Below are 24,170 nucleotides of genomic sequence, written 5' to 3'. Positions count from 1 at the left end.
AGGTCGTTCACCGGTAACGGCCGCGCAGAAGAATCGGACCGCGAAATCCCATGGCCCAGAGAAATCGAGGCAAGTTGTCGGGAGCCGCGCCGGTCGTTCGTCCTCTGGATACAAAGCTCAAGAACCAAATAGAAAACATAGTCGCAATCACGCACATCACGCCCGACAGCATCATGCCAATCATCCGGAGCCTTCAATGACCCCGACCATCACAGCCTTTGAACGGTCGCCAGATGGCGGCAAGGGACTGGCGCGCGATACGCGCGTTCGCTGGGCGCTGGAAGAAGTGGGTCAACCCTACGAGGTTCGTCTTGTTTCGTTCAGGGCGATGAAGGAACCCGCACATCTGGCGCTTAATCCTTTTGGGCAGATTCCGACTTACGAAGAAGGCGATCTCGGCCTGTTCGAGACGGGGGCGATCGTGTTCCATATCGCGGAGCGCCATGCGGGCCTGTTGCCAGACGATGCGAATGCCCGGGCGCGCGCGATCACATGGATGTTCGCCGCGCTCAGCTCGGTGGAGCCGCCGATCCTTGAACTCGTAACCGCCAGGATCCTCGAGGGCGACAAGCCCTGGTCCGCGCAACGCATGCCTCTCGTCGAGGATCGCATCCGCACACGGCTGGGCCAACTTTCCCGTCACCTTGGCGATGCCGACTGGCTCGATGGCGCGTTCAGCGCGGGCGACCTGATGATGGTGTCGGTGCTGCTCAGGGTGAAAGCGTCGGGTATGCTGGATCCGAACCTCTCCGCCTATGTGGCCCGCGGCGAAGCGCGGTCTGCCTACAAGCGTGCTTTCGATGCTCAATTGGCGGTTAACACCGGCAAGCAACTGACTGGCTGAGTGGCCAGCGGCCGGCAACCCCGGTTGCTACTGCGTCCCTCGTTTCCCGTTCAGCTGCGCCCGCGCGTCGCGGATCGAGGCGGCGTAGGTCACCAGCGGGCGCTTGACGCCGTGGTTGATCAGCATGCGCCGTATCTGTGGCGAGGCGCCTGATATGATAAAACGCACGCCGGCGCGCTTTGCCTTGTGGGCGGCGCCTTCGATGACATTGGCTGCGGTCGAATCGAAAAACGGCACCGCCGAACAGTCGAGGATGAAATTCTTGCGCTGGTCGGCGATGCGGTCGAGCACTGTGCCGACGGTCGAGGCGGCGCCGAAGAAGAAGGCGCCCGAAATCCGATAGACGACGGTATCGGCATCGCTCGCCTCGCTGGCGTCATAGGCGCTGGTGCTGTCGGCGACATCCTCCTGCGCCAGCGACTGGTCTGCCTCCACCGCGATGCTCTTGGCCATGCGGTCGATGAACAGGATCGAGCCGAGCGCAAAGCCGACGACGATGCCTTCGGTGAGATCGCGGAAGACGACGATCAGGAAGGTCGCCATCAGCACCAGCGCGTCGCCGCGCGAAGCGCGCAGCAGCGTGGCGAAGGCCTGTTTTTCGAACATGTTCCAGCAGACGACCGCCAGCACCCCGGCAAGGGCGGCAAGCGGGATGTAGCTGGCCAGCGGTGCCGCCGCCAGCATGAAGACCAGCAGGAACAGCGAATGCAGCATGCCCGAGACCGGCCCATGCGCGCCGGCCCGCACATTGGTGGCGGTGCGGGCGATGGTGCCGGTGGTGCACATGCCGCCGAACAGGGCAGACGCGATGTTGGCGAAGCCTTGCGCCACCAGCTCGCAATTGGAGCGGTGTCGCCGTCCCGTCATGCCGTCGGCGACGACGGCCGACAGCAAAGATTCGATGGCGCCGAGCAGCGCGAAAGCGATAGCGTCCGGCAACACCGCGATCGCCTTGTCGAGGCTGAACGCCGGCAGCGCCGGGAAGGGCAGGCTGCGCGGAATGCCGCCATAGCGCGTGCCGATCGTTTCCGCCGGCAGAGCCAGCAGCGCCACCACCAGCGAGGCCAGCCCGACGGCGATCAGCATGCCCGGCCAGCCGGGCCGCCACCGCTTCAGCCCGACGATGGTGGCGATTGTCAGCGCCGCCACCAGCGTCGCCGATATGTTCAGCGTGCCGGCCGCCTCGCTGATCGCCATCAGCTTCGGCAGCAGCGGCCCGGGTTCGGTGCCCGTCAGCTTCAGCCCGAACAATTCGACGATCTGGCCGGAGAAGATGATGATGGCGATGCCGGCGGTGAAACCGACCGTCACCGGGTAGGGGATGAATTTGATGTAGGTGCCGAGCCTGAGATAGCCGATGGCGAGCAGGAAGACGCCCGACATCATCGTTGCCAGGAGCAGTCCGTCGACGCCTTCGCGCTGCACCGTCGCCGCCACCAGCACGATGAAGGCGCCGGCCGGGCCGCCGATCTGGAAACGGCTGCCGCCGAGTGCCGAGACGATGAAACCGCCGATGATGGCCGTGAACAGGCCGCGCTCCGGCGTCACCCCCGACGCAATCGCGATCGCCATCGACAGCGGCAGCGCCACGATGGCGACGGTCAGTCCGGCCATGAAGTCGGCCTTGAACTGCGCCAGGTGGTAACCCTCGCGCCAGACCGTCACCAGCTTCGGCGTGAACAGTTCGGAAAATGTCGGCCGCGCCGGATGCCGGCTTGCCCTACGGCTCTGGTCCATGAATGCCTTCCGCTCCGTGAAGGCGGCGGGATCGTCGGCAGGAACGTCGGCGGTCGCGTCGCGACTTATGTCTGCCGACTCGGCGGAGGGTTTAACGCGGCGCCGTCTGCTTGAGGCGTACGCCCCTGCCACCGCGCTCGCTGGCCTGGTTTTCGCTGATCAGCTCCACCCCGGCCTCGTCGAGTGCCTGGATGACCTTCATCAGCGTATCCACCACGCCCCTGACCACGCCGTCGCTTGCTTCCATGCGTTGGATGGTCGGAAGCGAAACCCCGGCGCGCTCGGCGAGCGTCTTCTGATCGACGCCGGCCAGCGCCCTCGCGGCGCGCATCTGCGCGGCAGTGATCATCGGCCAAAATCCCCGTCTGAGTCTGCGGTATCAACGTATAATACAATCATGGTGATGTTTCAAGCATTATTATGCATGTTTGAAACATGATCACTCTCGGGGAGCCGGATGGCGGGGAACAAGACAAGCATGCTTGTTGATCGTCATTGACGGGAGATGCAGGTGAAGATTTCCAGGGCCTTGATGTCATCGGCAGCCTTGCTGTCGGCGGTTTTCCTGCTGGCAGGCTGCGGACACGGACTGATCAACCGGCTGATTAATCTTCAGTCTCGCTGTCACCGTAGGCCTGCCCGCGCCATCGCTGCCACGCCCGGGCAGTGAGCCAGCACAGTATCGCCCATGTGAAGCCGGCACACCAGCCGGCCAGCACGTCCGACGGCCAGTGGACGCCGAGATAGATGCGGCTGATGCCGACCAGTAACGTCGTCAGCACCGCCAGCGCCAGCACGTAGATCTTTGTCGTTCGCCCATGCAGGAAGCGTGATGCCAGCGCGCCAAGCGTCAGATAGGTCACTGCCGACAGCATGGCGTGGCCGCTCGGAAAGGACAGCGTCGTCTCGTTGACGAGATGCGAGACGAGTTCGGGGCGCGGCCGGTCGATGCCGGCTTTCAGCAGGCTCGACAGCACCTGACCACCGGCCACCGCCACGAAGATGAAAAGGGCGGTCGCCGGCCTGCGGATCAGCAGGAGATAGACGATCACCGCCGCTACGATCAGCACCAGCACGCTGCCGCTGCCAAGGCTGGTGATGTCGCGCATCGCCCCTTCCAGCCAGAGCGGGCCGATCGGGCTGTCGGGCTGGCCTGCCTTGCGGAAGGCGAGCAGGATTTCGGTGTCGAAGGCGTGCGGCGTGGTGGCGCGCGCCACCTCCATCAGTTCCTCGAACGCCCACAGCCCGGCGGCGATGACCAGGCCGGCCAGCAGCACCGGGAATTCGATCCAGTTGGCCAGTGTGCTTGCGGTTTTCTTTATCATCAGGCAGACCGTCGCATCATCGACCTTGCAGATAGGGCCCGAGCGTGATCAGCGCCACCGCCCCGATCGCGAGCACGATACCGGTCGCCTGCAAGGCATTGACGCGCTCGCCGAAAAAGACCAGCGCCACCACATTCACCGATACAAGCTGGATGACCGCCGATAGGCTGAACGACACCGACATGCCGAATTCCCGGATCAACCGCAGCATGACCAGATTGCCCAGCGAATACAGCGCCAGTGTCAGAACGATCTTGCCGAGGCTTGGCGACAGCCCCCATTGCTTCGCCGCCGTCGCTGCCAGCAGAAAGATCACCGTCGAAATGCCGAGCTGCACCAGTCCCCAGAAACTCAATTTCTTGCCCCTCATGATGCGGCCTTCGCCGCGCGTTTCGCAGACGTTGTTTCCGAAGCGCCGGTCGTGGTCAAGCCGGGCCGATCGCCGGCATCAAATCAGTGTGGAAATTGGCTGGCTTCGTCATCAAGCTGTGATCCGCCGGCTTTACGCGGTCGGTCAGGCAACATGCTCCAGCCATCCCACGAAGCCAGAGGCAAGCCCATGACCGGACATCATTCCCCAGACACTCATTTCCGCACCAGCCTGCTCGAGGAAAGCGATGGGCCAGGCGCCAATGCCACCGACAACCGCACCATGGGCGAGATCATCGCCGCACGGTTCTCGCGCCGCGGTTTCCTGAAAGGTTCGCTGGCCGTCTCGGTCATCGCCGCCACCGTCAGCCCGCTGGCTCTGGTCGCCGCCGACAACGCCCGCGCCGCCGAGGGTTCGGCCTTCTCCTTCGACGAACTTGAAGCTGGCATCGACGACACGCATCACGTCGCACCGGGCTACGACGCCGACGTGCTGCTGCGCTGGGGCGATCCGTTGTTTGCCGACTCGCCGGACTTCGATCCGACAAAACAGTCGGCGGAGGCACAAGCAAAGCAGTTCGGCTACAACAATGATTATGTCGGCTATATCCCGATCGACGGCTCGGCCGAGCACGGTCTGCTGGTGGTCAACCACGAATATACCAACCCGCATCTGATGTTTCCGGGCATCGTCAGGATCGTCGAAAAGGACGGCAGCGAGGCGCTCGAAGTGGCACCGCTCAGCAAGGAACAGGTCGATGTCGAGATGGCAGCGCATGGCGGCACCATCGTCGAGATCCGCAAGGTATCAGGCAAATGGCAGGTCGTGCGCGACGGCAAGCTCAACCGCCGCATCACCTCCAACACCGAAATGGCGCTGTCCGGCCCTGTCGCCGGCCACGACCGCGTCAAGACCAATGCTGACCCGTCCGGCACCAAGGTCATCGGCACCATCAACAACTGCGCCGGCGGCGTCACGCCCTGGGGCACCTATGTCATGGCGGAGGAAAACATCCACGGCTACTTCTCCGGTGAACTGCCGGCCGACCACAAGGAAGCCGCCAACTACAAGCGCCTCGGCATCCCGGAGGGCGCCTATGAGTGGGGCGCGCATTACGACCGTTTCGATCTCGCCAAGGAGCCGAACGAGGCCAATCGCTTTGGCTGGATCGTCGAGGTCGACGTCAACGATCCGACCTCGATGCCGCGGAAGCGCACCGCCATGGGCCGCTTCAAGCATGAGGGCGCCGAATCGATCGTCGCCAAGGACGGCCATGTCGTCTTCTATCTCGGTGACGACGAACGCTTCGACTATGTCTACAAATTCGTCACCACGGGCACGTTCAACCCGAACGACCGCGCCGCCAACATGGACCTGCTCGACGATGGCACGCTGCATGTCGCCCAATTCGCCGAGGACGGCTCCATCGAATGGCTGCCGATCGTCTTTGGCCAAGGTCCGTTGACGACCGAGAATGGTTTTGCCAGCCAGGCCGACGTGCTGATCGAGACGCGCCGTGCCGCCGACTTGCTCGGCGCCACCAAGATGGACCGCCCCGAAGACATCCAGCCCAACGCCGCCAACGGCAAGGTCTATGTCATGCTGACCAACAATTCGAAGCGCAAGGCCGATCAGGTCGACGCCGCCAACCCGCGTGCCGAAAACGCCTTTGGCCACATCATCGAGATATCAGAGGACGGTGGCGACTTTGCCGCCGCCAAGGGCAAGTGGGAAGTGCTGCTGAAATGCGGCGATCCCGCAGTGGCCGAAGTCGGCGCCACCTTCTCGACCGCAACCACCGCCAATGGCTGGTTCGGCATGCCGGACAGTTGCGCCCTCGATTCGGCCGGCCGCCTGTGGGTCGCCACTGACGGCCTGGGGCCGAAGGCCGCCGGCCGCACCGACGGCCTGTGGGCGGTCGACACGGAAGGGGCCGCGCGGGCTACCTCAAAGCTGTTCTTCCGCGTGCCGATCGGCGCCGAGATGTGCGGCCCGCTGTTCACGCCGGACGATCAGACCGCTTTCGTCGCCGTCCAGCATCCGGGCGATGGTGGCGAAGACTGGGAGGCCTTTGGCCGTCCCTCCTATTATGAGGATCTGTCGACCCGCTGGCCCGACTTCAAGCCGGACATGCCGGTACGGCCGGCGGTCGTCGCCATCACCAGACAGGGTGGCGGCAAGATCGCGGTCTGACACGGGCGGGGTGCCGAATTGGCAGTCCGAAGGAGGGATTTCGGCTTTCCGAAGCCCTCCTTTTTGCGCTGAAACCATTCAAGCCTCGGGAAAGATTGGCAATTTAAACATGGCGCCCTAGGTCATCATCAGGAGACCGCCATGCCAAAATCCGTTTATGACCGTGGCCTGCTCAAACCTGCCGACGTTGCCATGTTGCAGCGCGTGTTCGATGAAGCCTGCCGCCAACGCGAGGCGCACCCAGATTCGACTGAGGCGCGCGAACTCGCCCTGACCCTGTTCGCCTTGCACAATGCCGGCATGGTCGAAGAGGATATGCTGATGGAAGCCGTCGGTTTCCGTCGTCTCGAACCGAAATCGGCCTGATGCCTTCAGCGCCGATGGGAGCAGACTTGGGATACTTTCGCGACGGGGCAATAGCGCGGCGCCGATTGCACTCTATATGGCACTTGCGCGATATGATCGATAATCAGGTCGCGTCAATGCGATTGATTCGGGGCGCTCGTGGGCTTGGGGGCCTCCTGTTTGTCGGCACGCGGAAGTTCGACCATGCCCTCCTTGCGCATCTATTTCGACCAGCTGCTCGAGGGCGCCGCGCCCAATGTTCCGCGGCAGGAATTGACGCATGTCGAGCGCTTGGCGCTGGTGCGTCGGCACGGCGACTTTTCCCTCGCCTACTCGACCGCCGCCCAGCAAAAGCTGTCTTACTTCGGTGACGCTGACGGCTACATCGCCTTCGGCACCAAGTTGAAGTACCATTTCGCGCTCGGCGACCCGGTGGTCCATCCGCCTGATCGGCCCGACTACATCAGACGCTTTGTCGAGGCCGCCGGCAGCCCCTGGTTCGTGCAGATCGGCGAACAGACAGCACGCGTATTGGCCGGGCTTGGGTACCAGGTCAACCGACTCGGCGTGGACACGCGACTGGTCTTGCCCGCCCATGATTTTTCCGGAAAGCGCAACGAAACCGTCCGCTATTCCGAGCGCTGGCTGCTGAAGAAGGGGTTTTCCCTGGCCGAGGACACCCGCACGATCTTCCTCGACGAGATTGCCAGGCTTTCCGAGAACTGGCGCGGTGACCGCATCGTCAAGCGTTGGGAAATGGCCTTCCTCAACCGCCCCTTCGCCGAGCATCTTGGCGTCGACATGCGCCGCTTCGTCCTGCACGGTCCCGGGGGAGATCTCGTCGCCCTGCTAGACTTCGATCCGCTGTTCAGAGACGGCAAGGTGATCGGCTACACCACCGCCTTCAAGCGCAAGCATATCGATGCCCCGCCGCATGCCGAGATCGGCCTGACCAAATTCGCCGTCGACCGCTTCCGCGAGCAAGGCATGTCGGTCGTCACCCTCGGCCTGTCGCCGATGCTCGACATCGGGCCGAGCGGATTTCCCGAGAGCTGCTTCTGGCGCAGTACCTTCCAACGCACCTATGAGTCGCCATGGGTCAATCGCCGCAGGTTCAACCTGCAGGGCCAGGCGGCATTCAAGCGCCGCTTCCATGGTGTCGAGGAGCCGACCTATATCGCCTTCCGCAGGGGCACGTTCCTCGAGATGCTGGGTCTGATTCGCTTGGTCAAGGCTGTCTGAAGCTTTCGCCCGTCAGTTGCGCAGCCGGTAGCCGGTTTTGAAAATCCACGCCACGATCGCCACGCAAATAGCCAGAAAGGCGACGGTCATGCCGAGGCTGACGCTGATCGAAACATCGGACTTGCCGTAAAAGCTCCAGCGAAACCCGCTGATCAGGTAGACGACCGGGTTGAACAGCGTCACCGTGCGCCAGAATTCGGGCAGCATGTTGATCGAATAGAAGCTGCCGCCAAGGAAGGTCAGCGGCGTGATGATCAGCAACGGCACCAGCTGCAGCTGCTCGAAGCTCTTCGCCCAGATGCCGATGATGAAGCCGAACAGGCTGAAGGTCACCGCCGTCAGCACCAGGAAGGCCAGCATCCAGAACGGATGCAGGATGGTCAGCGGCACGAAAAGCGAGGCCGTCGCCAGGATGATCAGCCCGAGGATGATCGACTTGGTTGCCGCACCGCCGACATAGGCAATGACGATCTCCAGATAGGACACCGGCGCCGACAAGAGTTCGTAGATCGAGCCGACGAATTTCGGGAAATAGATGGCGAAGGAGGCGTTGGAGATCGACTGCGTCAGCAGCGACAGCATAATCAGCCCCGGCACGATGAAGGCGCCGTAGCTGATGCCGTCGATCTCGGTGATGCGCGAGCCGATGGCCGAGCCGAAAACGACGAAATAAAGCGATGTCGAAATCACCGGCGAGACGATGCTCTGAAGCACGGTGCGCAAGGCGCGCGCCATCTCAACCCGGTAGATTGCCCAGACTGCGCGCAGGTTCATGGCTCTCTCCTCACCAGATTGACGAAGATCTCCTCGAGCGAGCTGTTTTGCGTGTCGATGTCGCGGAACTGGATGCCGGCAGCCTCGAGGTCGCGCAGCAGCGAGGCGACACCCGGCCGGTCACTCTGGTTGTCATAGGTGTAGGTCAGCTGATCGCCGTCCGGCGAAAGTTCCAGCGCATAACGCGAAAAATTCTCCGGAACGGCGGTGAGCGAGCTGCGCAGTTCCACCACCAGCCGCTTGCGGCCGAGCTTGCGCATCAGTTCGGCCTTGTCCTCGACCAGGATGATCTCGCCGCCGTTGATGACGCCGACGCGGTCGGCCATCGCCTCGGCCTCCTCGATATAGTGCGTGGTCAGGATGATGGTGACGCCGTCCTCGCGCAGCTGGCGCACCATCTCCCACATGTCCTGGCGCAGTTCGACGTCGACGCCGGCGGTCGGTTCGTCGAGGAACAGCACCCTTGGCTCGTGCGACAGCGCCTTGGCGATCATCAGCCGGCGTTTCATGCCGCCGGACAGCGTGATCGCCTTGGCGTCCTTCTTGTCCCATAGCGACAGATCCCGCAGCACCTTCTCGACGAAAGCCGGGTTAGCCGGCTTGCCGAACAGGCCGCGGCTGTAGCTGACGGTCGTCCACACGCTCTCGAAGGCGTCGATGGTCAGCTCCTGCGGCACCAGCCCGATCAGGCTGCGCGCGGCGCGATAGTCCTTGCCGATGTCGTGGCCGTCGACGGTCACCGTGCCCGACGAGCGGTTGACGATGCCGCAGACGATCGAGATCAGCGTCGTCTTGCCGGCGCCGTTCGGCCCGAGCAGCGCAAAGATCTCGCCACGCTCGATGTCGAGGTTGATTTCCTTGAGCGCCTTGAAGCCGGTGGCATAGGTCTTGGTGACCCCGGAAATGGAAATGATGGATGGCATGGCTGAAAACGGCTGCTTCAAAAGGAGGGAGGTTGAGGTAATGCGCTGAATGTCGGTGCGCGCAACCGGAAGTCAATGCCGCTCCTGACAGTTCTGGACAAACGCTGCCACCCGATAGCTGACGCTTTGCCACGATGTGCTGCGACAACGCGCCCCGCGTGACCCCACGCCGCTTTGACCGGACCGGGCTTCGGCCTTATTGTCTAAGACATAGCAGCAGCCGGAGCCCGCTATGGACCCGCTCATCCTGTCGCGCATCCAGTTCGGCGCGAACATCTCGTTCCACATACTGTTTCCAACCATCACCATTGCGCTTGGCTGGGTGCTGCTGTTCTTCAAGCTGCGTTACAACGCGACCGGCGACTCCGCCTGGATGCGCGCCTATTTCACCTGGGTGAAGGTGTTCGCACTGTCGTTTGCCATGGGCGTGGTTACCGGCGTCACCATGAGCTTCCAGTTCGGCACCAACTGGCCAGGCTATATGCAGAAGGTCGGCAACATTGCCGGGCCGCTGCTTGCCTACGAGATCCTCACCGCCTTCTTCCTCGAGGCGGCCTTCCTCGGCATCATGCTGTTCGGTTTCCGCCGCGTCTCCAACCGCATCCACACGCTGGCGACCGTGCTGGTCGCCGGCGGCACCACCGTCTCCGCCTTCTGGATCATCGCGTTGAACTCGTGGATGCAGACACCGGCCGGCTTCGAGATGCGCGACGGCGTGGCGCACGCCGTCGACTGGTGGGCGATCGTCTTCAACCCGTCCATGCCCTACCGGCTCGTCCATATGCTGCTTGCCTCCGGTCTGACCGTCTCCTTCCTGATCGCCGGCCTCTCGGCGCTGCGCTATCTCACCGGCGACCGCTCGGAATCGATGTGGAAGGCGCTGCGCACCGGCGTCTTCACCGCCGCGATCCTGATCCCGATCCAGATCTTTGCCGGCGACCAGCACGGCCTCAACACGCTGGAGCATCAGCCGCAGAAGATCGCCGCCATGGAGGCCAACTGGAACACCGGCCCGCACGTGCCGCTGGTCCTCTTCGCGCTTCCCGACGAGGCGGCGAGGGAAAACAGGTTTGAGCTCGCCATCCCCGACGGCGCCAGCCTCGTGCTGCGACACAGCACCGATGGCATCGTGCCGGGGCTGAACGATTATCTCGGCAACCACCCGCCGGTCTTCCCGGTGTTCTGGGGCTTTCGCATCATGGTCGGCACCGGCATTCTGATGCTCATCGTCTCGTGGTCGGCGACCTTTTTCCTCAAGCGCCGCCACAGCCTGCCAAAACCGTTGGCGCTGCTGATGGTGCCGATGGCGCTGTCCGGCTGGCTGGCGACGCTTGCCGGCTGGTACACCACCGAGATCGGCCGCCAGCCCTGGCTGGTCACCGGCGTGCTGAAGACCGCCGATGCCGTCGGCCCGGTCGCCGGCAGCCATGTCGCGTTCACGCTTGCCGTCTATCTCATCCTCTATCTGTTGCTTCTGATCGCCTATCTCGGTGTGCTGGTGCATCTGGCGCTGAAGGCGGCCAAGGAGGGTGACATCTCGCCTCTGCCCGGCGTGATGAACGCAGCGCTGTCGCAACCGGCGGCCAAGTAGGAGACTGGCAATGACCCTCGACTGGCCGACCTTGCTCCCCCTGATCTTCGCCGGCCTGATGGGCCTCGCCATCCTGATCTACGTTGTGCTGGACGGCTTCGACCTCGGCATCGGCATCCTGTTTTCTTTCGCCGACGATGCCGAGCAGGATACGATGATCGCGGCCATCGGTCCGTTCTGGGACGCCAACGAGACCTGGCTGGTGCTGGCTGTCGGTCTGCTGCTGGTCGCCTTCCCGCAGGCACACGGCACCATCCTCACCGCGCTCTACATTCCGGTCTTCGTGCTTTTGGTCGGGCTCATCCTGCGCGGCGTCGCCTTCGATTTTCGCGCCAAGGTGCCGGCCGGCAAGAAGCACCGCTGGAACCGCATCTTCTTCCTCGGTTCGATCATCGCCTCCCTGGCGCAGGGCTATATGCTCGGCGTCTATGTGCTCGGCCTTGATGTCGGACTGGGCGGCATGGCCTTCGGCGCGCTGGTGGCGTTCTGCCTTGCCGCGGCCTATGCGGCGATGGGCGCGGCCTGGGTCATCTACAAGACCGAAGGCGAATTGCAGAAGAAGGCGGTGCTTTGGCTGCGCACGGCGCTGGTGGTGGCTGCACTCGGCATGGCGGCCGTCTCGCTGGCCACGCCCTTTGCCAGCCCGCGCATCTTCGACAAATGGTTCCTCTGGCCTGAAATGCTCTATCTGTCGCCGCTGCCGATCCTGTCGGCGGTGCTGTTCGCCTGGCTGTGGCGGCAGACCTTCCATCTGCCGAAGCCGAACGATCGTGGCGCGCTGACGCCGTTCCTGACGCTGGCCGCCATCTTCACGCTCGGCTTTGCCGGCCTGGCCTGGTCGTTCTACCCCTTCGTCGTGCCCGACAAGCTGACCATCTGGCAGGCCGCCGCAGCGCCCGAAAGCCTCGCCATCATCCTGGCCGGCACGGTCGTCGTGCTGCCGGTCATCATCTTCTATTCGTTCTATGCCTACCGCGTCTTCGGCGGCAAGGCGACGGATTTGACGTATGATTGAGGGATGGCGGGGGTGAAAGTGGCGGCAGCTACCGTGCCTTCGTCATCCTAGGGCGGAGCAAGGAGCGAAGCGACGCGGCGCAGACCCTAGGATCCATGCCGTGACATTTGCCCTAGAATGCAACGGATCAGAATTACGCTTGTACGCTCACCTACGCTCGCTACCACTGAACCCATGACCGGCTACGTCTATATGACCGCAAGCCAGAAGCGTGGCACGATCTATATCGGCGTCACCAACGATCTCGGCCGTCGAATGCCGGAGCACAAGGCCGGCCAGGGCTCACGTTTCACCAGTCGCTACAATGTACAGCGGCTGGTCTGGTACGAGGAATATTTCGACATCACCGATGCCATCCAGCGCGAGAAGTCATTGAAGCGCTGGCCGCGGCAATGGAAGATCGAGGCAATCGAAAAGGCCAATCCGGAGTGGTTTGAGCTCTTTCGTGGAACGGGTTGGTGGCGCGCGGTTTCTTGCACGGCCGGAGCACTGCGCCACTGTCACGGCATGGATCCTAGGGTCTGCGCCGCGTCGCTTCGCTCCTTGCTCCGCCCTAGGATGACGAAGGGAGGGAGGGCATCGCTGCCCGTCCCCACTTTTCCACATCAGCTCTTGTTCGCCGCCAGCACCAGCACCGGCTTGTCGCTATACAGCGTCGGAAACAGCTGCTTCAAATTCGCCACCTTGGGCAGGTCGTTGTAGACGATGTAGGGATAGGTCGGGTTCAGGGTCAAAAAGTCCTGGTGGTAGTCCTCGGCCTGGTAGAAGGTTTTCCCCGTCTCCAGCGTGGTCACGATCGGCTTGGCGAACACCTTGGCCTGGTCGAGCTGGGCGATGTAGCTCTCGGCGATCTTCTTTTGCGCGTCGTTTTCGGCAAAGATCGTCGAGCGATACTGCGTGCCCCTGTCCGGGCCCTGGTAGTTCAGCTGCGTCGGGTTGTGCGCCACCGAGAAATACACCTGCAGCAGCTGGCCATAGGTGATCTTGGACGGCTCATAGGTGATCTCGACGGCTTCGGCATGGCCGGTGCGGCCGCTGCCGACAGTCTCGTAGACCGCGGTGTCCTTGGTCCCGCCGGCATAGCCGGAGACAGCGCTGGTCACGCCCTTGACGTGCTGGAACACCCCCTGCACGCCCCAGAAGCAGCCGCCGGCAAAGATCGCCTTTTCGGTGCCGCTGGAGGCCTTCTCGTCGATCGCCGGCGGCGGGATCACCACCGCATCCTCGGCCGAGATCGCAGGGCTCTGCCAGAAGGCAGCACCCGCCGCCGCCAGGATGAGGGCTGCAAGCGCGCCCTTGGCAAAGCTTGCCGATCGTTTTGCGGATCCGGTCATGTCTGATCTCCCAAATGGTGTTTGACTATACGACATATAGGGGCGCCGGCGTGTCACTTTGCCGTGCGCCGGTCCTACCCACACTTCGCCGCCATGTGGGGTTTCGTTACAGTGCTCACCGCTTCGTGATTGCGCACCTTCCTCCCTTCTCCCCTTGTGGGCCTGTTGCGTTACTAGGGTGGGAGGGCAAGAGGAGAAGTAAGGGCCAATTCGGAGTGCCCTTCGGCGCGGGCCTGTCGCCGGATGGGTTAGGGTTTGGCGTGTTGGGCGGATTTCGGGCGCAGTGCGGCCCTGGATCAGGTCGCCAGCGTCACCCAGCGGCGCATGTTGAAGGCCATGACGGCGATGAGAACCTGCCCAGCCGCCTTGGCCAAGCCGCGATAGCGGATGGCGCGAAGCCGCATGCGGTTCTTCCATGTGGCAAAGGTGGTCTCGACAGCGAAACGCTGCCGCGCGATCAGCCGGTTGAAGCGCTGCAGGCGCGCCGGCAATTGCGGATGATGCTTGTTGGCCCGCCGCATCAGCCGCGGCTTGATCCCACGCTCCTTCAGCGACAACTCGCGCGCCTTGGTATGATAGGCCGCATCCGCCAACACCGCGCCTTCGTCGCCACAGATGAGATGGTCTGCTTCCACCGTGTCGTTGACGTTGGCCGCCGTCGTCCTCACCCGGCGGATCAGGCCGGACCCCTGGTCGACGCCGACATGCGCCTTGTAGCCATAGGAGGAGCCAGGCTTGCCCTGCCGGCGCGTGAAGCCGGCATCGGGATCGCCAGCCTCGCCGGCCTCTTGCGCCGCTCCACTGGGCGGCCGTGCCGCTGCCGTCTCGATAACGGTGGCGTCGAGCATCGTGCCGCGCCGCAGGATCAGCCCCGCCTTGTCCAGCTGATGGTCCAGTTCGCCGAACAGCTTCTCCAGAAGCCCGGCCTCGACGAGAAGATTGCGAAAGCGGTTGAGCGTGGTGTGGTCGGGCACCGTCTCCTCGAGCGTCAGGCCGACGAAGCGCCGAAACGACAGCCGATCGGCGAGCGCCTCCTCCAACTCGCTGTCCGACAGCCCGTACAAGGACTGCAGAAGCAGTGCCTTGAACATCACCAGCGAACTGTAGGCAGGACGGCCCGGGCCGCCGGGCGAGCGCAGCCGCGCCAGGATCTTCTCGAAGCGATACCACTTCACAAGCGACGACAGCCGGTCCAGCCGCCCGCTCCGACCAAGACCCTGCGGAAGCAGAGCCTCCACAAAACTGAACTGCCCGCTCGGCTTCGTCGTCATCGAACGATCCTCCTGTCAAAAACAGGGAATCACAACCAGCCAATTTTGCAACAGGCCCCTTGTGGGAGAAGGTGGATCGGCGCGCAGCGCCGAGACGGATGAGGGGTGTTGGACGGAGTGCAACGGCTGGTTAATCTACGCCAATGCCACACCAGCCAGTCCCGCCAGCCAAACGTAGCTTTGCCCGCTCCCTTCGGCGCGACATGACGGAAGCGGAAGACAGACTGTGGCATGAACTGCGTGACCGCAGGCTCGATCGGATAAAATTCCGGCGACAGGTGCCTGTCGGAAAGTACATCGCTGATTTTGTCTGCCTCGAAGCCGGATTGATCATTGAGATCGACGGCAGCCAGCACGCGGACTCGGACTCCGACCGCATCCGCGGGGTTGAGTTGAAAGCGATGGGCTTTCGCGTGCTGCGTTTCTGGAACGAAGATGTCCTGAGAGACTTGAACGCCGTCTGCGATACGATCATCGCCTATGCAAGAGATGCGAGCTTGCAGCCGTGGCGTTGACGGCTCCGTCTCTCGTCGACGCCAAGCTGGAGCACCCCTCATCCGTCTCGGCGCTGCGCGCCGATCCACCTTCTCCCACAAGGGGAGAAGGGAAGGGCGCCCCCGCCCCGCTTGCCCCTGCAACCCGCCCCTGCTAAAGCGCCCGGCATGAGCACGCCCCTCGACCATATCCGCAATTTCTCCATCGTCGCCCATATCGACCATGGCAAATCCACGCTTGCCGACCGGCTGATCCAGTCCACCGGCGGGCTGGAGCTGCGCGACATGAAGGAGCAGGTGCTGGACTCGATGGACATCGAGCGCGAGCGCGGCATCACCATCAAGGCGCAGACGGTGCGGCTGAAATACCGCGCCAACAATGGCGAGGACTATATCCTCAATTTGATCGACACGCCCGGCCATGTCGACTTCGCCTATGAAGTGTCGCGGTCGCTCGCCGCCTGCGAGGGTTCGCTGCTGGTCGTCGACGCGAGCCAGGGCGTCGAGGCGCAGACGCTGGCCAATGTCTACCAGGCTATCGACAACAACCACGAGATCGTCGTGGTGCTGAACAAGGTCGACCTGCCAGCCGCCGAGCCCGAGCGCATCCGCGAGCAGGTCGAGGAAGTCATCGGCATCGACGCCTCCAACGCCGTGCTGATCTCGGCCAAGACCGGCCTGGGCATTCCCGATGTGCTGGAGGCCATCGTCCACCAATTGCCGCCGCCGCGCGAAGGCGATGCGACCGCTCCTTTGAAAGCCATGCTGGTCGATAGCTGGTACGACGCCTATCTCGGCGTCATCGTGCTGGTGCGCATCATCGACGGCGTGCTGAAGAAGGGCCAGACCATCCGCATGATGGGCACCGGCGCCAAGCACCTGGTCGAGCGCACCGGCGTGTTCACGCCGGCCCGCATCAATGTCGACGAGCTCGGCCCCGGCGAGTTCGGCTTCTTCACCGGCTCGATCAAGGAAGTGGCCGACACCCGCGTCGGCGACACCATCACCGAGGACAAGCGCCAGACGGCAAAGGCGCTGCCCGGCTTCAAGCCGGCGCAGCCGGTGGTGTTCTGCGGCCTGTTCCCGGTCGACGCCGCCGATTTCGAGGATCTGCGCGCCGCCGTCGGCAAATTGCGCCTCAACGACGCCAGCTTCTCCTATGAGATGGAAACCAGTGCCGCGCTCGGCTTCGGCTATCGCTGCGGCTTCCTTGGCCTCTTGCATCTGGAAATCATCCAGGAGCGGCTGGAGCGCGAGTTCAACCTCGACCTCATCGCCACCGCGCCCTCGGTCGTCTACCGGCTGCTGTTGACCGACGGCTCGATGAAGGAACTGCACAACCCGGCCGACATGCCCGACGTGGTCAAGATTTCAGCCATCGAGGAGCCATGGATCCGCGCCACCATCCTTTCGCCGGACGACTATCTCGGCGGCATCCTGAAGCTCTGCCAGGATAGGCGCGGCATCCAGGCCGACCTGTCCTATGTCGGCAAGCGCGCCATGCTCATCTACGACCTGCCGCTCAACGAGGTGGTCTTCGATTTTTACGACCGGTTGAAGTCGATCTCCAAGGGCTACGCTTCCTTCGACTATCACCTGACCGACTACAAGGAAGGCGACCTGGTGAAGATGTCGATCCTGGTCAACGAGGAGCCGGTCGACGCGCTGTCGATGCTGGTCCACCGCACGGCGGCCGAAAAGCGCGGCCGCCAGATGTGCGAGAAGCTGAAGGAGCTGATCCCGAACCATCTGTTCAAGATCCCGATCCAGGCTGCCATCGGCGGCAAGGTCATCGCCCGCGAGACCATCTCGGCGCTGCGCAAGGATGTCACCGCCAAGTGCTATGGCGGCGACGTCTCGCGCAAGCGCAAGCTGCTCGACAAGCAGAAAGAGGGCAAGAAGCGCATGCGGCAGTTCGGCAAGGTGGATATCCCGCAGGAGGCTTTTATTCAGGCGCTGAAGATGGGGGACTAAGCGGTCCGGCCTCTGGCCGAACGCATCGACCCGGTGGGTCGATGCGAGCGCAAGTCCGGGTGGGAGCTGCCGGAGGCAGCGGGTCCCACCCCGGGGGTTGCGGCAGTGTGGTGACTCGTCGGGTATCTACGCGGCGCACAGCACTGGAGCCGCAGAATAGTGTTCTGCTGGTTTTGAGTCGGCTATTTGGGTCGCTCAACCCGCTGGATCATAAACAAGTTAGCAACCCGATATGTCATGGCTTGGACGCTTACGCCGTACAGCTTAGCGACATTTGATATCTGCTGTTCGTCCTCAAGGTCAATTTTACTTGATCTCAAATCCCGAAAAATATTTGGGAACGGCATTAGCAATTCAGCGGCAAATTGGTTGGCCTCTATCTCTTTTATGTCATCGGCGTTCGAAGATCGATCGTCTCGATTGAGTACAAAGAAGTTCTTATCCACATATAGATTGTCAGAGTGCAGGCATAGGTGCCCACATTCATGAGCGATAGTGAATCTCTGACGGTTCTTATGATGGGCAGAATTGACCGCGATGATAGATTCGCTTCCGTTTCGAATAAGCATTCCCGCCAGTTCACCATCGTAGGGCGCATAGCGGATAGACGCCCCAAGTTCATGTGCGGCACGATCAACCGGCACAACACCGCCGACGTAATGAACTCTTCGAAGCAGTTCTAGAGCAGTCTTACGAATCTTCTGTACCTGCTCTGCCCTGAGCCAAAGTTTCGGAGATTTCATGTTTAGCGGCCTTGCAGGGTGTCCACCCATGCACGAAGTTTCGGGTCAAAATGGCTAGGTAGGGATCGTGACAATCGTTCGGACCCGGTTTTGCTCTCAACCAAGGGCAGAAGATCTATGGGAGAAACCCCAAGTACATTAGAGAACGACATCAGCTGAGCTACGGTCATCTGCTGCTTGCCGTTCTCAAAATTGGCCACAGACGGGCGCGAAATCCCAAGCCTCTTCGCAATATCTTCTTGAGTTGCCCGAAGTTTGTCCTCCCTGATGCTCCTTATCCTCTTTCCGATCTCAGTATATAATTCCTCGGACATGAGCATACCCCTTCGCGCTGGCGACGCGAGCATATCTTCGAACCTGATTTGCGTCAAGGATTCGTACGCGATCTTTCAACAGATATACTGTCGTCAGCTATCTTGACAACAGGATACGTGACATGAGAGCGTCGGACATTCGACCTCCCAAGGCGGATATCCAATGCAATCTTCCTCACTTTGAAAGGAGAGGGAAATGTACCGTTTCAAAATCAAGGACGCCGCGAATGGCCAGTACCGCGTCCAGTTTGTGTACGGCAGTCAGGTGATGGTTTGGTCGGAAAATTACACCGCGAAGGCCAGCGCTCAGAACTGTATCAATTCGGTCAAAGCGAACGCGCTCTATGCCCCGATCGTCGATACGACCATCGGCGAGGCGACGACCGGCGCTCGCTTCGAAATCCTACTCTCCAAGGACAACCAGTATTTCATCCGTTTCAAGGCGCAGAACGGTGAAACGCTGGTGTGGTCGGAGGAGTACACGGCGAAGCACAACGCCAAGAGCTGCGCCGAATCCGTAAAATACAATGCAGCCGGCGCGCCGGTTGACGATGAGACGTCTTCGAAAGCTGCTTAGTGGTGGTGACACCCGGCGCCAACCGGCACCGGGGTCAACTTTCAGATAAGGAATTGAAAATGACAAAGCGTAACCAACACGTCGTGCCACATTCTGGCGGCTGGGCAGTTAAGGGTGCGGGCGCACAACGCGCGTCTTCGGTGCACGAGACCCAAAAGGCGGCAATCGACGCCGGGCGCGGAATCGCCCGCAATCAAGGCACGGAGTTGCTCGTGCATGGCCGGAACGGCCAGATTCGCGAGCGCGATTCACACGGGCACGACCCGCATCTACCCAAAGGCTAAGGAGGCCACCATGGGCATTTCGTTCAAATATAAAGGCCGTTCATTTTCGTCCGCCCGTTCGATGATGCAATCTGTCCAACTGGACGTCGCGTCTGTGATCGAACGAAACATAAGAAACGCAGCAATTTCAGCTGGCGCCACAGCCAAGAAAACTGCGCAAGGGCTGGAGATAAGTGGGTCAGCAACTCAGTTAGACCGATTCTGCCGCCGGCTCGAAAAATGATCGTTTCAAGATAGAAGGCGCGGTAGAACCAAACGCGCCTTCTAGAGTTTCGGGACAGAGAACACCCTCAACACCTCCCCCGCATTCCGCTTCACTTTTCCCATGTCCGCCCCAATCGACCTCCGCAACAGCCCCATCGGGAAGATCTTTCCCGCGCTCGGGCCGTTCCTGCTCGCAGCGATCTTCGGCTTCTTCGCGCTCAAGGGGCTCGCGTCAGGCGCGCCGGGCCGTGGGGTGCTTTGGGTAACGGTGCTGGCGCTTGGCTGCCTGGGATTTGGTCTGGTCATCGCGCGCGGTGCGTTCGACACCAGCGTCCAGGTGGTGATCGATGCCAAGGGCTTTCGCGACCGGCGCGGCGGCGACGTGCTGGTGCCCTGGGAGAAGGTGCGCAGCGTGCGCCTCACCTCCGGCAAGGGCTCGGCGATGATCAGCTTCGAGCTGACCGAGGAGCCACCCAAGGCCATCAGGTACGCGCCGGCCAATGCGCTCGGCCGCTTGCTGCCCTTCGGCAGGAACATCGTCCATATGGAGATATCCTCGCTCGACATGAGCGGCGCCGACATGATCGCGGCGATCAAGCGGCTGGCGCCGCAGGTGGTGGTCAGCGGCTAATCATGCGAGTGATCGATTTTGGATCGACGCCATGATTCGCCTCACCCTTGTTGCCCTTCTCCTCGCCACCCCCACCCATGCCGCCGAGATGGCCTTCTTCATGAAGAACCTGCGGCAGCAATCGGTGGCCGTCGAGCTGTTCAGCCGCGACCGCAAGACGGTGTGGCCGGGCGACGACCAGGTGTTCCTGATCGAGCCGAACTCGCAGAAATCAGTGCCGATCTCCTGCAATTCAGGCGAAAACATCTGCTACGGCGCCTGGGTCAACGGCCAGGACAACATCTCCGCCGGCGTCGGCCCGGACAACGACCAGCCGTGTGACAATTGCTGCTTCATCTGCGTGGAGAAGACGACCGAGACGATCGATCTGGTGGAGTAGCGCCGGCGCGCTCTTCCCTTCTCCCCCTTAAGGGGCCTGTTGCGTTACTAGGGTGGGAGGGCAAGAGGAGAAGTAAGGGCCAATTCGGAGTGCCCTTCGGCGCGGGCCTGTCGCCGGATGGGTTAGGGTTTGGCGTGTTGGGCGGATTTCGGGCGCAGTGCGGCCCTGGATCAGGTCGCCAGCGTCACCCAGCGGCGCATGTTGAAGGCCATGACGGCGATGAGAACCTGCCCAGCCGCCTTGGCCAAGCCGCGATAGCGGATGGCGCGAAGCCGCATGCGGTTCTTCCATGTGGCAAAGGTGGTCTCGACAGCGAAACGCTGCCGCGCGATCAGCCGGTTGAAGCGCTGCAGGCGCGCCGGCAATTGCGGATGATGCTTGTTGGCCCGCCGCATCAACCGCGGCTTGATCCCACGCTCCTTCAGCGACAACTCGCGCGCCTTGGTATGATAGGCCGCATCCGCCAACACCGCGCCTTCGTCGCCACAGATGAGATGGTCTGCTTCCACCGTGTCGTTGACGTTGGCCGCCGTCGTCCTCACCCGGCGGATCAGGCCGGACCCCTGGTCGACGCCGACATGCGCCTTGTAGCCATAGGAGGAGCCAGGCTTGCCCTGCCGGCGCGTGAAGCCGGCATCGGGATCGCCAGCCTCGCCGGCCTCTTGCGCCGCTCCACTGGGCGGCCGTGCCGCTGCCGTCTCGATAACGGTGGCGTCGAGCATCGTGCCGCGCCGCAGGATCAGCCCCGCCTTGTCCAGCTGATGGTCCAGTTCGCCGAACAGCTTCTCCAGAAGCCCGGCCTCGACGAGAAGATTGCGAAAGCGGTTGAGCGTGGTGTGGTCGGGCACCGTCTCCTCGAGCGTCAGGCCGACGAAGCGCCGAAACGACAGCCGATCGGCGAGCGCCTCCTCCAACTCGCTGTCCGACAGCCCGTACAAGGACTGCAGAAGCAGTGCCTTGAACATCACCAGCGAACTGTAGGCAGGACGGCCCGGGCCGCCGGGCGAGCGCAGCCGCGCCAGGATCTTCTCGAAGCGATACCACTTCACAAGCGACGACAGCCGGTCCAGCCGCCCGCTCCGACCAAGACCCTGCGGAAGCAGAGCCTCCACAAAACTGAATTGCCCGTTCGGCTTCGTCGTCATCGAACGATCCTCCTGTCAAAAACAGGGAATCACAACCAGCCAATTTTGCAACAGGCCCCTTGTGGGAGAAGGTGTCGCCGAAGGCGACGGATGAGGGGTGTTCCAGCTTGGCGCCGACGCCTCATTCCGTCCAACACCCCTCATCCGTCTCGGCGCTGCGCGCCGATCCACCTTCTCCCGCAAGGGGCCTGTTGCGTTACTAGGGTGGGAGGGCAAGAGGAGAAGTAAGGGCCAATTCGGAGTGCCCTTCGGCGCGGGCCTGTCGCCGGATGGGTTAGGGTTTGGCGTGTTGGGCGGATTTCGGGCGCAGTGCGGCCCTGGATCAGGTCGCCAGCGTCACCCAGCGGCGCATGTTGAAGGCCATGACGGCGATGAGAACCTGCCCAGCCGCCTTGGCCAAGCCGCGATAGCGGATGGCGCGAAGCCGCATGCGGTTCTTCCATGTGGCAAAGGTGGTCTCGACAGCGAAACGCTGCCGCGCGATCAGCCGGTTGAAGCGCTGCAGGCGCGCCGGCAATTGCGGATGATGCTTGTTGGCCCGCCGCATCAGCCGCGGCTTGATCCCACGCTCCTTCAGCGACAACTCGCGCGCCTTGGTATGATAGGCCGCATCCGCCAACACCGCGCCTTCGTCGCCACAGATGAGATGGTCTGCTTCCACCGTGTCGTTGACGTTGGCCGCCGTCGTCCTCACCCGGCGGATCAGGCCGGACCCCTGGTCGACGCCGACATGCGCCTTGTAGCCATAGGAGGAGCCAGGCTTGCCCTGCCGGCGCGTGAAGCCGGCATCGGGATCGCCAGCCTCTTGCGCCGCTCCACTGGGCGGCCGTGCCGCTGCCGTCTCGATAACGGTGGCGTCGAGCATCGTGCCGCGCCGCAGGATCAGCCCCGCCTTGTCCAGCTGATGGTCCAGTTCGCCGAACAGCTTCTCCAGAAGCCCGGCCTCGACGAGAAGATTGCGAAAGCGGTTGAGCGTGGTGTGGTCGGGCACCGTCTCCTCGAGCGTCAGGCCGACGAAGCGCCGAAACGACAGCCGATCGGCGAGCGCCTCCTCCAACTCGCTGTCCGACAGCCCGTACAAGGACTGCAGAAGCAGTGCCTTGAACATCACCAGCGAACTGTAGGCAGGACGGCCCGGGCCGCCGGGCGAGCGCAGCCGCGCCAGGATCTTCTCGAAGCGATACCACTTCACAAGCGACGACAGCCGGTCCAGCCGCCCGCTCCGACCAAGACCCTGCGGAAGCAGAGCCTCCACAAAACTGAACTGCCCGCTCGGCTTCGTCGTCATCGAACGATCCTCCTGTCAAAAACAGGGAATCACAACCAGCCAATTTTGCAACAGGCCCGCAAGGGGAGAAGGTCAGGCGCACCACCGCCTCGCCCCAATCAGGGTTGGATACCCCCAATCATCGCTTCCGCCCTCCCACACATCATGCAATGATTCCCCTCGCGGCCGGGCGGCCGATTCTCATCCCAGGGGGTTTTCATGTCTTTCACATCCACGCGCCGCATCGTCGTCGCGCTTTCTCTTGCCGCGCTGTTTGCGCCGGCCGCGCACGCGGCCGACATCACCTTTGCCATCAAGAACAGCCATCCCAACGCCATGCGCCTCGAACTCTACAGCCAGGACCGCGACTATGTCTGGCCGGGAGATGGCAAGGACTTTTTTCTCGATGATGGCGAGACCAAGCAGATCCCGGTTTCCTGCGACGAGGGCGAGTCGATCTGCTACGGCGCCTGGGTCGACGGCGACGAGGAAACCTATTGGGGCGTCGGCCCCAACAACAAGGAAAAATGCGACGACTGCTGCTACACCTGCGATGGCGGCGAGACCGAGGAAATCGACCTGACGCCGTGAGCGACCGAGCTGCCAATCTCCCCCCTCGTGGGGGAGATGTCCGGCAGGACAGAGGGGGGCGCCGTAGAGCTCCAACCCTGGTAGCCACCGAGCATTGACAATGCCTCACACGCCATTGCCTCCAAAACATCGCGCAAACGCCAGATCGATGCGCAAGGTGATGACATCAGCTGAATTGAAGCTCTGGAACGAGCTTCGCGCGCACTGGCTGATGGGGCTTGGCTTCCGGCGACAATTTCCGATCGCCGGTTACATTGTCGACTTCGCTTGCCCGGAGAAAAAACTTGTCGTCGAGGTCGACGGCTCCCAGCATACGGAAGCCGGTGCTGTTGCCAGCGACGAAGCGAGGACAGTGCGTCTGGAACAGGATGGCTGGACCGTCCTGCGCTTCTGGAACGACGACATCATCCGCGACATCGACAATGTCTGCCAGCATATTGTGATTGCGGCCGGGCTGGCTGGGGCGCCTCAGGTCGTGGCTAAGTAGGCGATCCTTCGCGCCCCCCTCTGGCCTGCCGGCCATCTCCCCCACGAGGGGGGAGATCGAACTCCTCGGTGGCCCATCTCTCCCGCCTTTATCCGCGGGGCGGTATCGGTTAAGGG

At 62.5% G+C, this 24,170-nt stretch carries 24 protein-coding genes and 4 pseudogenes; 16 read left to right on the top strand and 12 right to left on the bottom strand.

From position 1 onward, the window contains the following. Nucleotides 1-196: 196 nt before the first annotated feature. Nucleotides 197-844: a glutathione S-transferase family protein gene (locus LHFGNBLO_RS08330; RefSeq protein WP_258605792.1), complete on the top strand. Its 648-nt coding sequence runs from the start codon at nucleotides 197-199 to the stop codon at nucleotides 842-844. A 27-nt stretch (nucleotides 845-871) separates the two neighbouring features. Here LHFGNBLO_RS08330 and LHFGNBLO_RS08325 read toward each other — a convergent pair whose 3' ends face one another. The 4 genes from LHFGNBLO_RS08325 to LHFGNBLO_RS08310 form a co-directional block, all read right to left on the bottom strand. Beyond that, on the bottom strand, nucleotides 872-2,581 hold the full coding sequence (locus tag LHFGNBLO_RS08325) for a SulP family inorganic anion transporter (RefSeq protein ID WP_258605790.1): 1,710 nt from the start codon (nucleotides 2,579-2,581) through the stop codon (nucleotides 872-874). A gap of 91 nt (nucleotides 2,582-2,672) precedes the next feature. Then, nucleotides 2,673-2,930 carry a helix-turn-helix domain-containing protein gene (locus LHFGNBLO_RS08320; RefSeq protein ID WP_258605788.1) on the bottom strand — a complete coding sequence of 86 codons (258 nt, stop codon included), beginning with the start codon at nucleotides 2,928-2,930 and terminating at the stop codon, nucleotides 2,673-2,675. Nucleotides 2,931-3,186: 256 nt separating this feature from the next. Continuing rightward, on the bottom strand, nucleotides 3,187-3,903 hold the full coding sequence (locus LHFGNBLO_RS08315) for a phosphatase PAP2 family protein (RefSeq protein WP_258609654.1): 717 nt from the start codon (nucleotides 3,901-3,903) through the stop codon (nucleotides 3,187-3,189). 19 nt (nucleotides 3,904-3,922) lie between these two features. Beyond that, the gene (locus LHFGNBLO_RS08310) at nucleotides 3,923-4,261 is read right to left on the bottom strand and encodes a hypothetical protein (RefSeq protein WP_258609653.1); all 339 of its coding nucleotides are present in this window, start codon (nucleotides 4,259-4,261) and stop codon (nucleotides 3,923-3,925) included. 204 nt (nucleotides 4,262-4,465) lie between these two features. On the opposite strand from LHFGNBLO_RS08310, the gene LHFGNBLO_RS08305 reads away from it, so the two are divergent. The 3 genes from LHFGNBLO_RS08305 to LHFGNBLO_RS08295 all read left to right on the top strand — a co-directional run bounded on the left by LHFGNBLO_RS08305 (nucleotide 4,466) and on the right by LHFGNBLO_RS08295 (nucleotide 8,056). Next, a complete protein-coding gene (locus LHFGNBLO_RS08305) occupies nucleotides 4,466-6,469 on the top strand; it encodes a PhoX family protein (RefSeq protein ID WP_258605786.1) in 2,004 nt (667 codons plus the stop codon). A 141-nt stretch (nucleotides 6,470-6,610) separates the two neighbouring features. Then, a complete protein-coding gene (locus tag LHFGNBLO_RS08300; protein WP_258605784.1) occupies nucleotides 6,611-6,835 on the top strand; it encodes a hypothetical protein in 225 nt (74 codons plus the stop codon). 183 nt (nucleotides 6,836-7,018) lie between these two features. After that, nucleotides 7,019-8,056: a phosphatidylglycerol lysyltransferase domain-containing protein gene (locus LHFGNBLO_RS08295; protein WP_258605782.1), complete on the top strand. Its 1,038-nt coding sequence runs from the start codon at nucleotides 7,019-7,021 to the stop codon at nucleotides 8,054-8,056. Between the two features lie 12 nt (nucleotides 8,057-8,068). On the opposite strand, the gene LHFGNBLO_RS08290 is transcribed toward LHFGNBLO_RS08295, so the two are convergent. Both LHFGNBLO_RS08290 and LHFGNBLO_RS08285 read right to left on the bottom strand, forming a co-directional pair. After that, nucleotides 8,069-8,830: an ABC transporter permease gene (locus tag LHFGNBLO_RS08290; RefSeq protein ID WP_258605780.1), complete on the bottom strand. Its 762-nt coding sequence runs from the start codon at nucleotides 8,828-8,830 to the stop codon at nucleotides 8,069-8,071. Continuing rightward, on the bottom strand, nucleotides 8,827-9,753 hold the full coding sequence (locus tag LHFGNBLO_RS08285) for an ABC transporter ATP-binding protein (RefSeq protein ID WP_258605778.1): 927 nt from the start codon (nucleotides 9,751-9,753) through the stop codon (nucleotides 8,827-8,829). Before LHFGNBLO_RS08285 ends, LHFGNBLO_RS08290 begins: the two co-directional genes overlap by 4 nt. A gap of 232 nt (nucleotides 9,754-9,985) precedes the next feature. On the opposite strand from LHFGNBLO_RS08285, the gene LHFGNBLO_RS08280 reads away from it, so the two are divergent. From LHFGNBLO_RS08280 to LHFGNBLO_RS08270, 3 genes and pseudogenes are all read left to right on the top strand, one after another. Then, nucleotides 9,986-11,344, top strand: a complete 1,359-nt coding sequence (locus tag LHFGNBLO_RS08280; protein ID WP_258605776.1) for a cytochrome ubiquinol oxidase subunit I — start codon at nucleotides 9,986-9,988, stop codon at nucleotides 11,342-11,344. A gap of 10 nt (nucleotides 11,345-11,354) precedes the next feature. Continuing rightward, entirely contained in the window at nucleotides 11,355-12,359 is a 1,005-nt protein-coding gene (locus LHFGNBLO_RS08275; RefSeq protein ID WP_258605774.1) for a cytochrome d ubiquinol oxidase subunit II, read from the top strand. A 174-nt stretch (nucleotides 12,360-12,533) separates the two neighbouring features. After that, nucleotides 12,534-12,818 (top strand): annotated as a pseudogene (locus LHFGNBLO_RS08270) (GIY-YIG nuclease family protein); the annotation flags it as partial. Nucleotides 12,819-12,964: 146 nt separating this feature from the next. On the opposite strand, the gene msrA reads toward LHFGNBLO_RS08270, so the two are convergent. Beyond that, nucleotides 12,965-13,693, bottom strand: a complete 729-nt coding sequence (gene msrA, locus LHFGNBLO_RS08265; RefSeq protein WP_258605772.1) for a peptide-methionine (S)-S-oxide reductase MsrA — start codon at nucleotides 13,691-13,693, stop codon at nucleotides 12,965-12,967. 277 nt (nucleotides 13,694-13,970) lie between these two features. Next, nucleotides 13,971-14,964, bottom strand: a pseudogene (locus LHFGNBLO_RS08260) (IS5 family transposase); the annotation flags it as partial. Nucleotides 14,965-15,107: 143 nt separating this feature from the next. Here LHFGNBLO_RS08260 and LHFGNBLO_RS08255 point away from each other — a divergent pair. Together LHFGNBLO_RS08255 and lepA are read left to right on the top strand one after the other, a co-directional pair. Beyond that, nucleotides 15,108-15,479: an endonuclease domain-containing protein gene (locus LHFGNBLO_RS08255; RefSeq protein ID WP_258605770.1), complete on the top strand. Its 372-nt coding sequence runs from the start codon at nucleotides 15,108-15,110 to the stop codon at nucleotides 15,477-15,479. A gap of 147 nt (nucleotides 15,480-15,626) precedes the next feature. Next, entirely contained in the window at nucleotides 15,627-17,432 is a 1,806-nt protein-coding gene (gene lepA / locus LHFGNBLO_RS08250) for a translation elongation factor 4 (RefSeq protein ID WP_258605768.1), read from the top strand. A 182-nt stretch (nucleotides 17,433-17,614) separates the two neighbouring features. On the opposite strand, the gene LHFGNBLO_RS08245 is transcribed toward lepA, so the two are convergent. Together LHFGNBLO_RS08245 and LHFGNBLO_RS33620 are read right to left on the bottom strand one after the other, a co-directional pair. Beyond that, nucleotides 17,615-18,175, bottom strand: a complete 561-nt coding sequence (locus LHFGNBLO_RS08245; RefSeq protein ID WP_258605766.1) for an ImmA/IrrE family metallo-endopeptidase — start codon at nucleotides 18,173-18,175, stop codon at nucleotides 17,615-17,617. Between the two features lie 2 nt (nucleotides 18,176-18,177). Further along, a complete protein-coding gene (locus tag LHFGNBLO_RS33620) occupies nucleotides 18,178-18,489 on the bottom strand; it encodes a helix-turn-helix domain-containing protein (RefSeq protein WP_413774673.1) in 312 nt (103 codons plus the stop codon). 196 nt (nucleotides 18,490-18,685) lie between these two features. Between LHFGNBLO_RS33620 and LHFGNBLO_RS08240 the strand changes: the two genes are divergently transcribed. The 5 genes from LHFGNBLO_RS08240 to LHFGNBLO_RS08220 all read left to right on the top strand — a co-directional run bounded on the left by LHFGNBLO_RS08240 (nucleotide 18,686) and on the right by LHFGNBLO_RS08220 (nucleotide 20,564). Then, nucleotides 18,686-19,066, top strand: coding sequence for a YegP family protein (locus LHFGNBLO_RS08240; protein WP_258605764.1), 381 nt, complete (start codon nucleotides 18,686-18,688; stop codon nucleotides 19,064-19,066). A 59-nt stretch (nucleotides 19,067-19,125) separates the two neighbouring features. Continuing rightward, nucleotides 19,126-19,350 (top strand): DUF2188 domain-containing protein, encoded by a 225-nt coding sequence (locus LHFGNBLO_RS08235; RefSeq protein WP_258605762.1) that lies wholly within the window; start codon nucleotides 19,126-19,128, stop codon nucleotides 19,348-19,350. A gap of 10 nt (nucleotides 19,351-19,360) precedes the next feature. Then, nucleotides 19,361-19,573: a hypothetical protein gene (locus tag LHFGNBLO_RS08230; protein WP_258605760.1), complete on the top strand. Its 213-nt coding sequence runs from the start codon at nucleotides 19,361-19,363 to the stop codon at nucleotides 19,571-19,573. Between the two features lie 102 nt (nucleotides 19,574-19,675). Then, the gene (locus tag LHFGNBLO_RS08225) at nucleotides 19,676-20,185 is read left to right on the top strand and encodes a hypothetical protein (RefSeq protein ID WP_258605758.1); all 510 of its coding nucleotides are present in this window, start codon (nucleotides 19,676-19,678) and stop codon (nucleotides 20,183-20,185) included. A 31-nt stretch (nucleotides 20,186-20,216) separates the two neighbouring features. Further along, entirely contained in the window at nucleotides 20,217-20,564 is a 348-nt protein-coding gene (locus tag LHFGNBLO_RS08220; RefSeq protein WP_258605756.1) for a hypothetical protein, read from the top strand. 151 nt (nucleotides 20,565-20,715) lie between these two features. Here the strand turns inward: LHFGNBLO_RS08220 and LHFGNBLO_RS08215 are convergent. Both LHFGNBLO_RS08215 and LHFGNBLO_RS08210 read right to left on the bottom strand, forming a co-directional pair. Beyond that, nucleotides 20,716-21,709 (bottom strand): annotated as a pseudogene (locus LHFGNBLO_RS08215) (IS5 family transposase); the annotation flags it as partial. A 303-nt stretch (nucleotides 21,710-22,012) separates the two neighbouring features. Further along, nucleotides 22,013-22,997 (bottom strand): annotated as a pseudogene (locus tag LHFGNBLO_RS08210) (IS5 family transposase); the annotation flags it as partial. Between the two features lie 198 nt (nucleotides 22,998-23,195). Here LHFGNBLO_RS08210 and LHFGNBLO_RS08205 point away from each other — a divergent pair. Together LHFGNBLO_RS08205 and LHFGNBLO_RS08200 are read left to right on the top strand one after the other, a co-directional pair. Continuing rightward, nucleotides 23,196-23,567, top strand: coding sequence for a hypothetical protein (locus tag LHFGNBLO_RS08205; protein WP_258605753.1), 372 nt, complete (start codon nucleotides 23,196-23,198; stop codon nucleotides 23,565-23,567). 100 nt (nucleotides 23,568-23,667) lie between these two features. After that, nucleotides 23,668-24,054, top strand: coding sequence for an endonuclease domain-containing protein (locus tag LHFGNBLO_RS08200; RefSeq protein WP_258605752.1), 387 nt, complete (start codon nucleotides 23,668-23,670; stop codon nucleotides 24,052-24,054). Nucleotides 24,055-24,170: the final 116 nt, after the last annotated feature.

This window comes from Mesorhizobium sp. AR10, from assembly GCF_024746795.1.
Classification (GTDB): domain Bacteria; phylum Pseudomonadota; class Alphaproteobacteria; order Rhizobiales; family Rhizobiaceae; genus Mesorhizobium.
This window is presented reverse-complemented; position numbering and strand designations above follow the sequence as displayed.

Excerpts from the sequence above, each read along its gene's own strand:
- LHFGNBLO_RS08330 (WP_258605792.1), top strand. The coding sequence starts at position 197 with ATGACCCCGACCATCACAGCCTTTGAACGGTCGCCAGATGGCGGCAAG.
- LHFGNBLO_RS08325 (WP_258605790.1), bottom strand. The coding sequence starts at position 2,581 with ATGGACCAGAGCCGTAGGGCAAGCCGGCATCCGGCGCGGCCGACATTT.
- LHFGNBLO_RS08320 (WP_258605788.1), bottom strand. The coding sequence starts at position 2,930 with ATGATCACTGCCGCGCAGATGCGCGCCGCGAGGGCGCTGGCCGGCGTC.
- LHFGNBLO_RS08305 (WP_258605786.1), top strand. The coding sequence starts at position 4,466 with ATGACCGGACATCATTCCCCAGACACTCATTTCCGCACCAGCCTGCTC.
- LHFGNBLO_RS08300 (WP_258605784.1), top strand. The coding sequence starts at position 6,611 with ATGCCAAAATCCGTTTATGACCGTGGCCTGCTCAAACCTGCCGACGTT.
- LHFGNBLO_RS08295 (WP_258605782.1), top strand. The coding sequence starts at position 7,019 with ATGCCCTCCTTGCGCATCTATTTCGACCAGCTGCTCGAGGGCGCCGCG.
- LHFGNBLO_RS08290 (WP_258605780.1), bottom strand. The coding sequence starts at position 8,830 with ATGAACCTGCGCGCAGTCTGGGCAATCTACCGGGTTGAGATGGCGCGC.
- LHFGNBLO_RS08285 (WP_258605778.1), bottom strand. The coding sequence starts at position 9,753 with ATGCCATCCATCATTTCCATTTCCGGGGTCACCAAGACCTATGCCACC.
- LHFGNBLO_RS08280 (WP_258605776.1), top strand. The coding sequence starts at position 9,986 with ATGGACCCGCTCATCCTGTCGCGCATCCAGTTCGGCGCGAACATCTCG.
- LHFGNBLO_RS08275 (WP_258605774.1), top strand. The coding sequence starts at position 11,355 with ATGACCCTCGACTGGCCGACCTTGCTCCCCCTGATCTTCGCCGGCCTG.
- msrA (WP_258605772.1), bottom strand. The coding sequence starts at position 13,693 with ATGACCGGATCCGCAAAACGATCGGCAAGCTTTGCCAAGGGCGCGCTT.
- LHFGNBLO_RS08255 (WP_258605770.1), top strand. The coding sequence starts at position 15,108 with ATGCCACACCAGCCAGTCCCGCCAGCCAAACGTAGCTTTGCCCGCTCC.
- lepA (WP_258605768.1), top strand. The coding sequence starts at position 15,627 with ATGAGCACGCCCCTCGACCATATCCGCAATTTCTCCATCGTCGCCCAT.
- LHFGNBLO_RS08245 (WP_258605766.1), bottom strand. The coding sequence starts at position 18,175 with ATGAAATCTCCGAAACTTTGGCTCAGGGCAGAGCAGGTACAGAAGATT.
- LHFGNBLO_RS33620 (WP_413774673.1), bottom strand. The coding sequence starts at position 18,489 with ATGTCCGAGGAATTATATACTGAGATCGGAAAGAGGATAAGGAGCATC.
- LHFGNBLO_RS08240 (WP_258605764.1), top strand. The coding sequence starts at position 18,686 with ATGTACCGTTTCAAAATCAAGGACGCCGCGAATGGCCAGTACCGCGTC.
- LHFGNBLO_RS08235 (WP_258605762.1), top strand. The coding sequence starts at position 19,126 with ATGACAAAGCGTAACCAACACGTCGTGCCACATTCTGGCGGCTGGGCA.
- LHFGNBLO_RS08230 (WP_258605760.1), top strand. The coding sequence starts at position 19,361 with ATGGGCATTTCGTTCAAATATAAAGGCCGTTCATTTTCGTCCGCCCGT.
- LHFGNBLO_RS08225 (WP_258605758.1), top strand. The coding sequence starts at position 19,676 with ATGTCCGCCCCAATCGACCTCCGCAACAGCCCCATCGGGAAGATCTTT.
- LHFGNBLO_RS08220 (WP_258605756.1), top strand. The coding sequence starts at position 20,217 with ATGATTCGCCTCACCCTTGTTGCCCTTCTCCTCGCCACCCCCACCCAT.
- LHFGNBLO_RS08205 (WP_258605753.1), top strand. The coding sequence starts at position 23,196 with ATGTCTTTCACATCCACGCGCCGCATCGTCGTCGCGCTTTCTCTTGCC.
- LHFGNBLO_RS08200 (WP_258605752.1), top strand. The coding sequence starts at position 23,668 with ATGCCTCACACGCCATTGCCTCCAAAACATCGCGCAAACGCCAGATCG.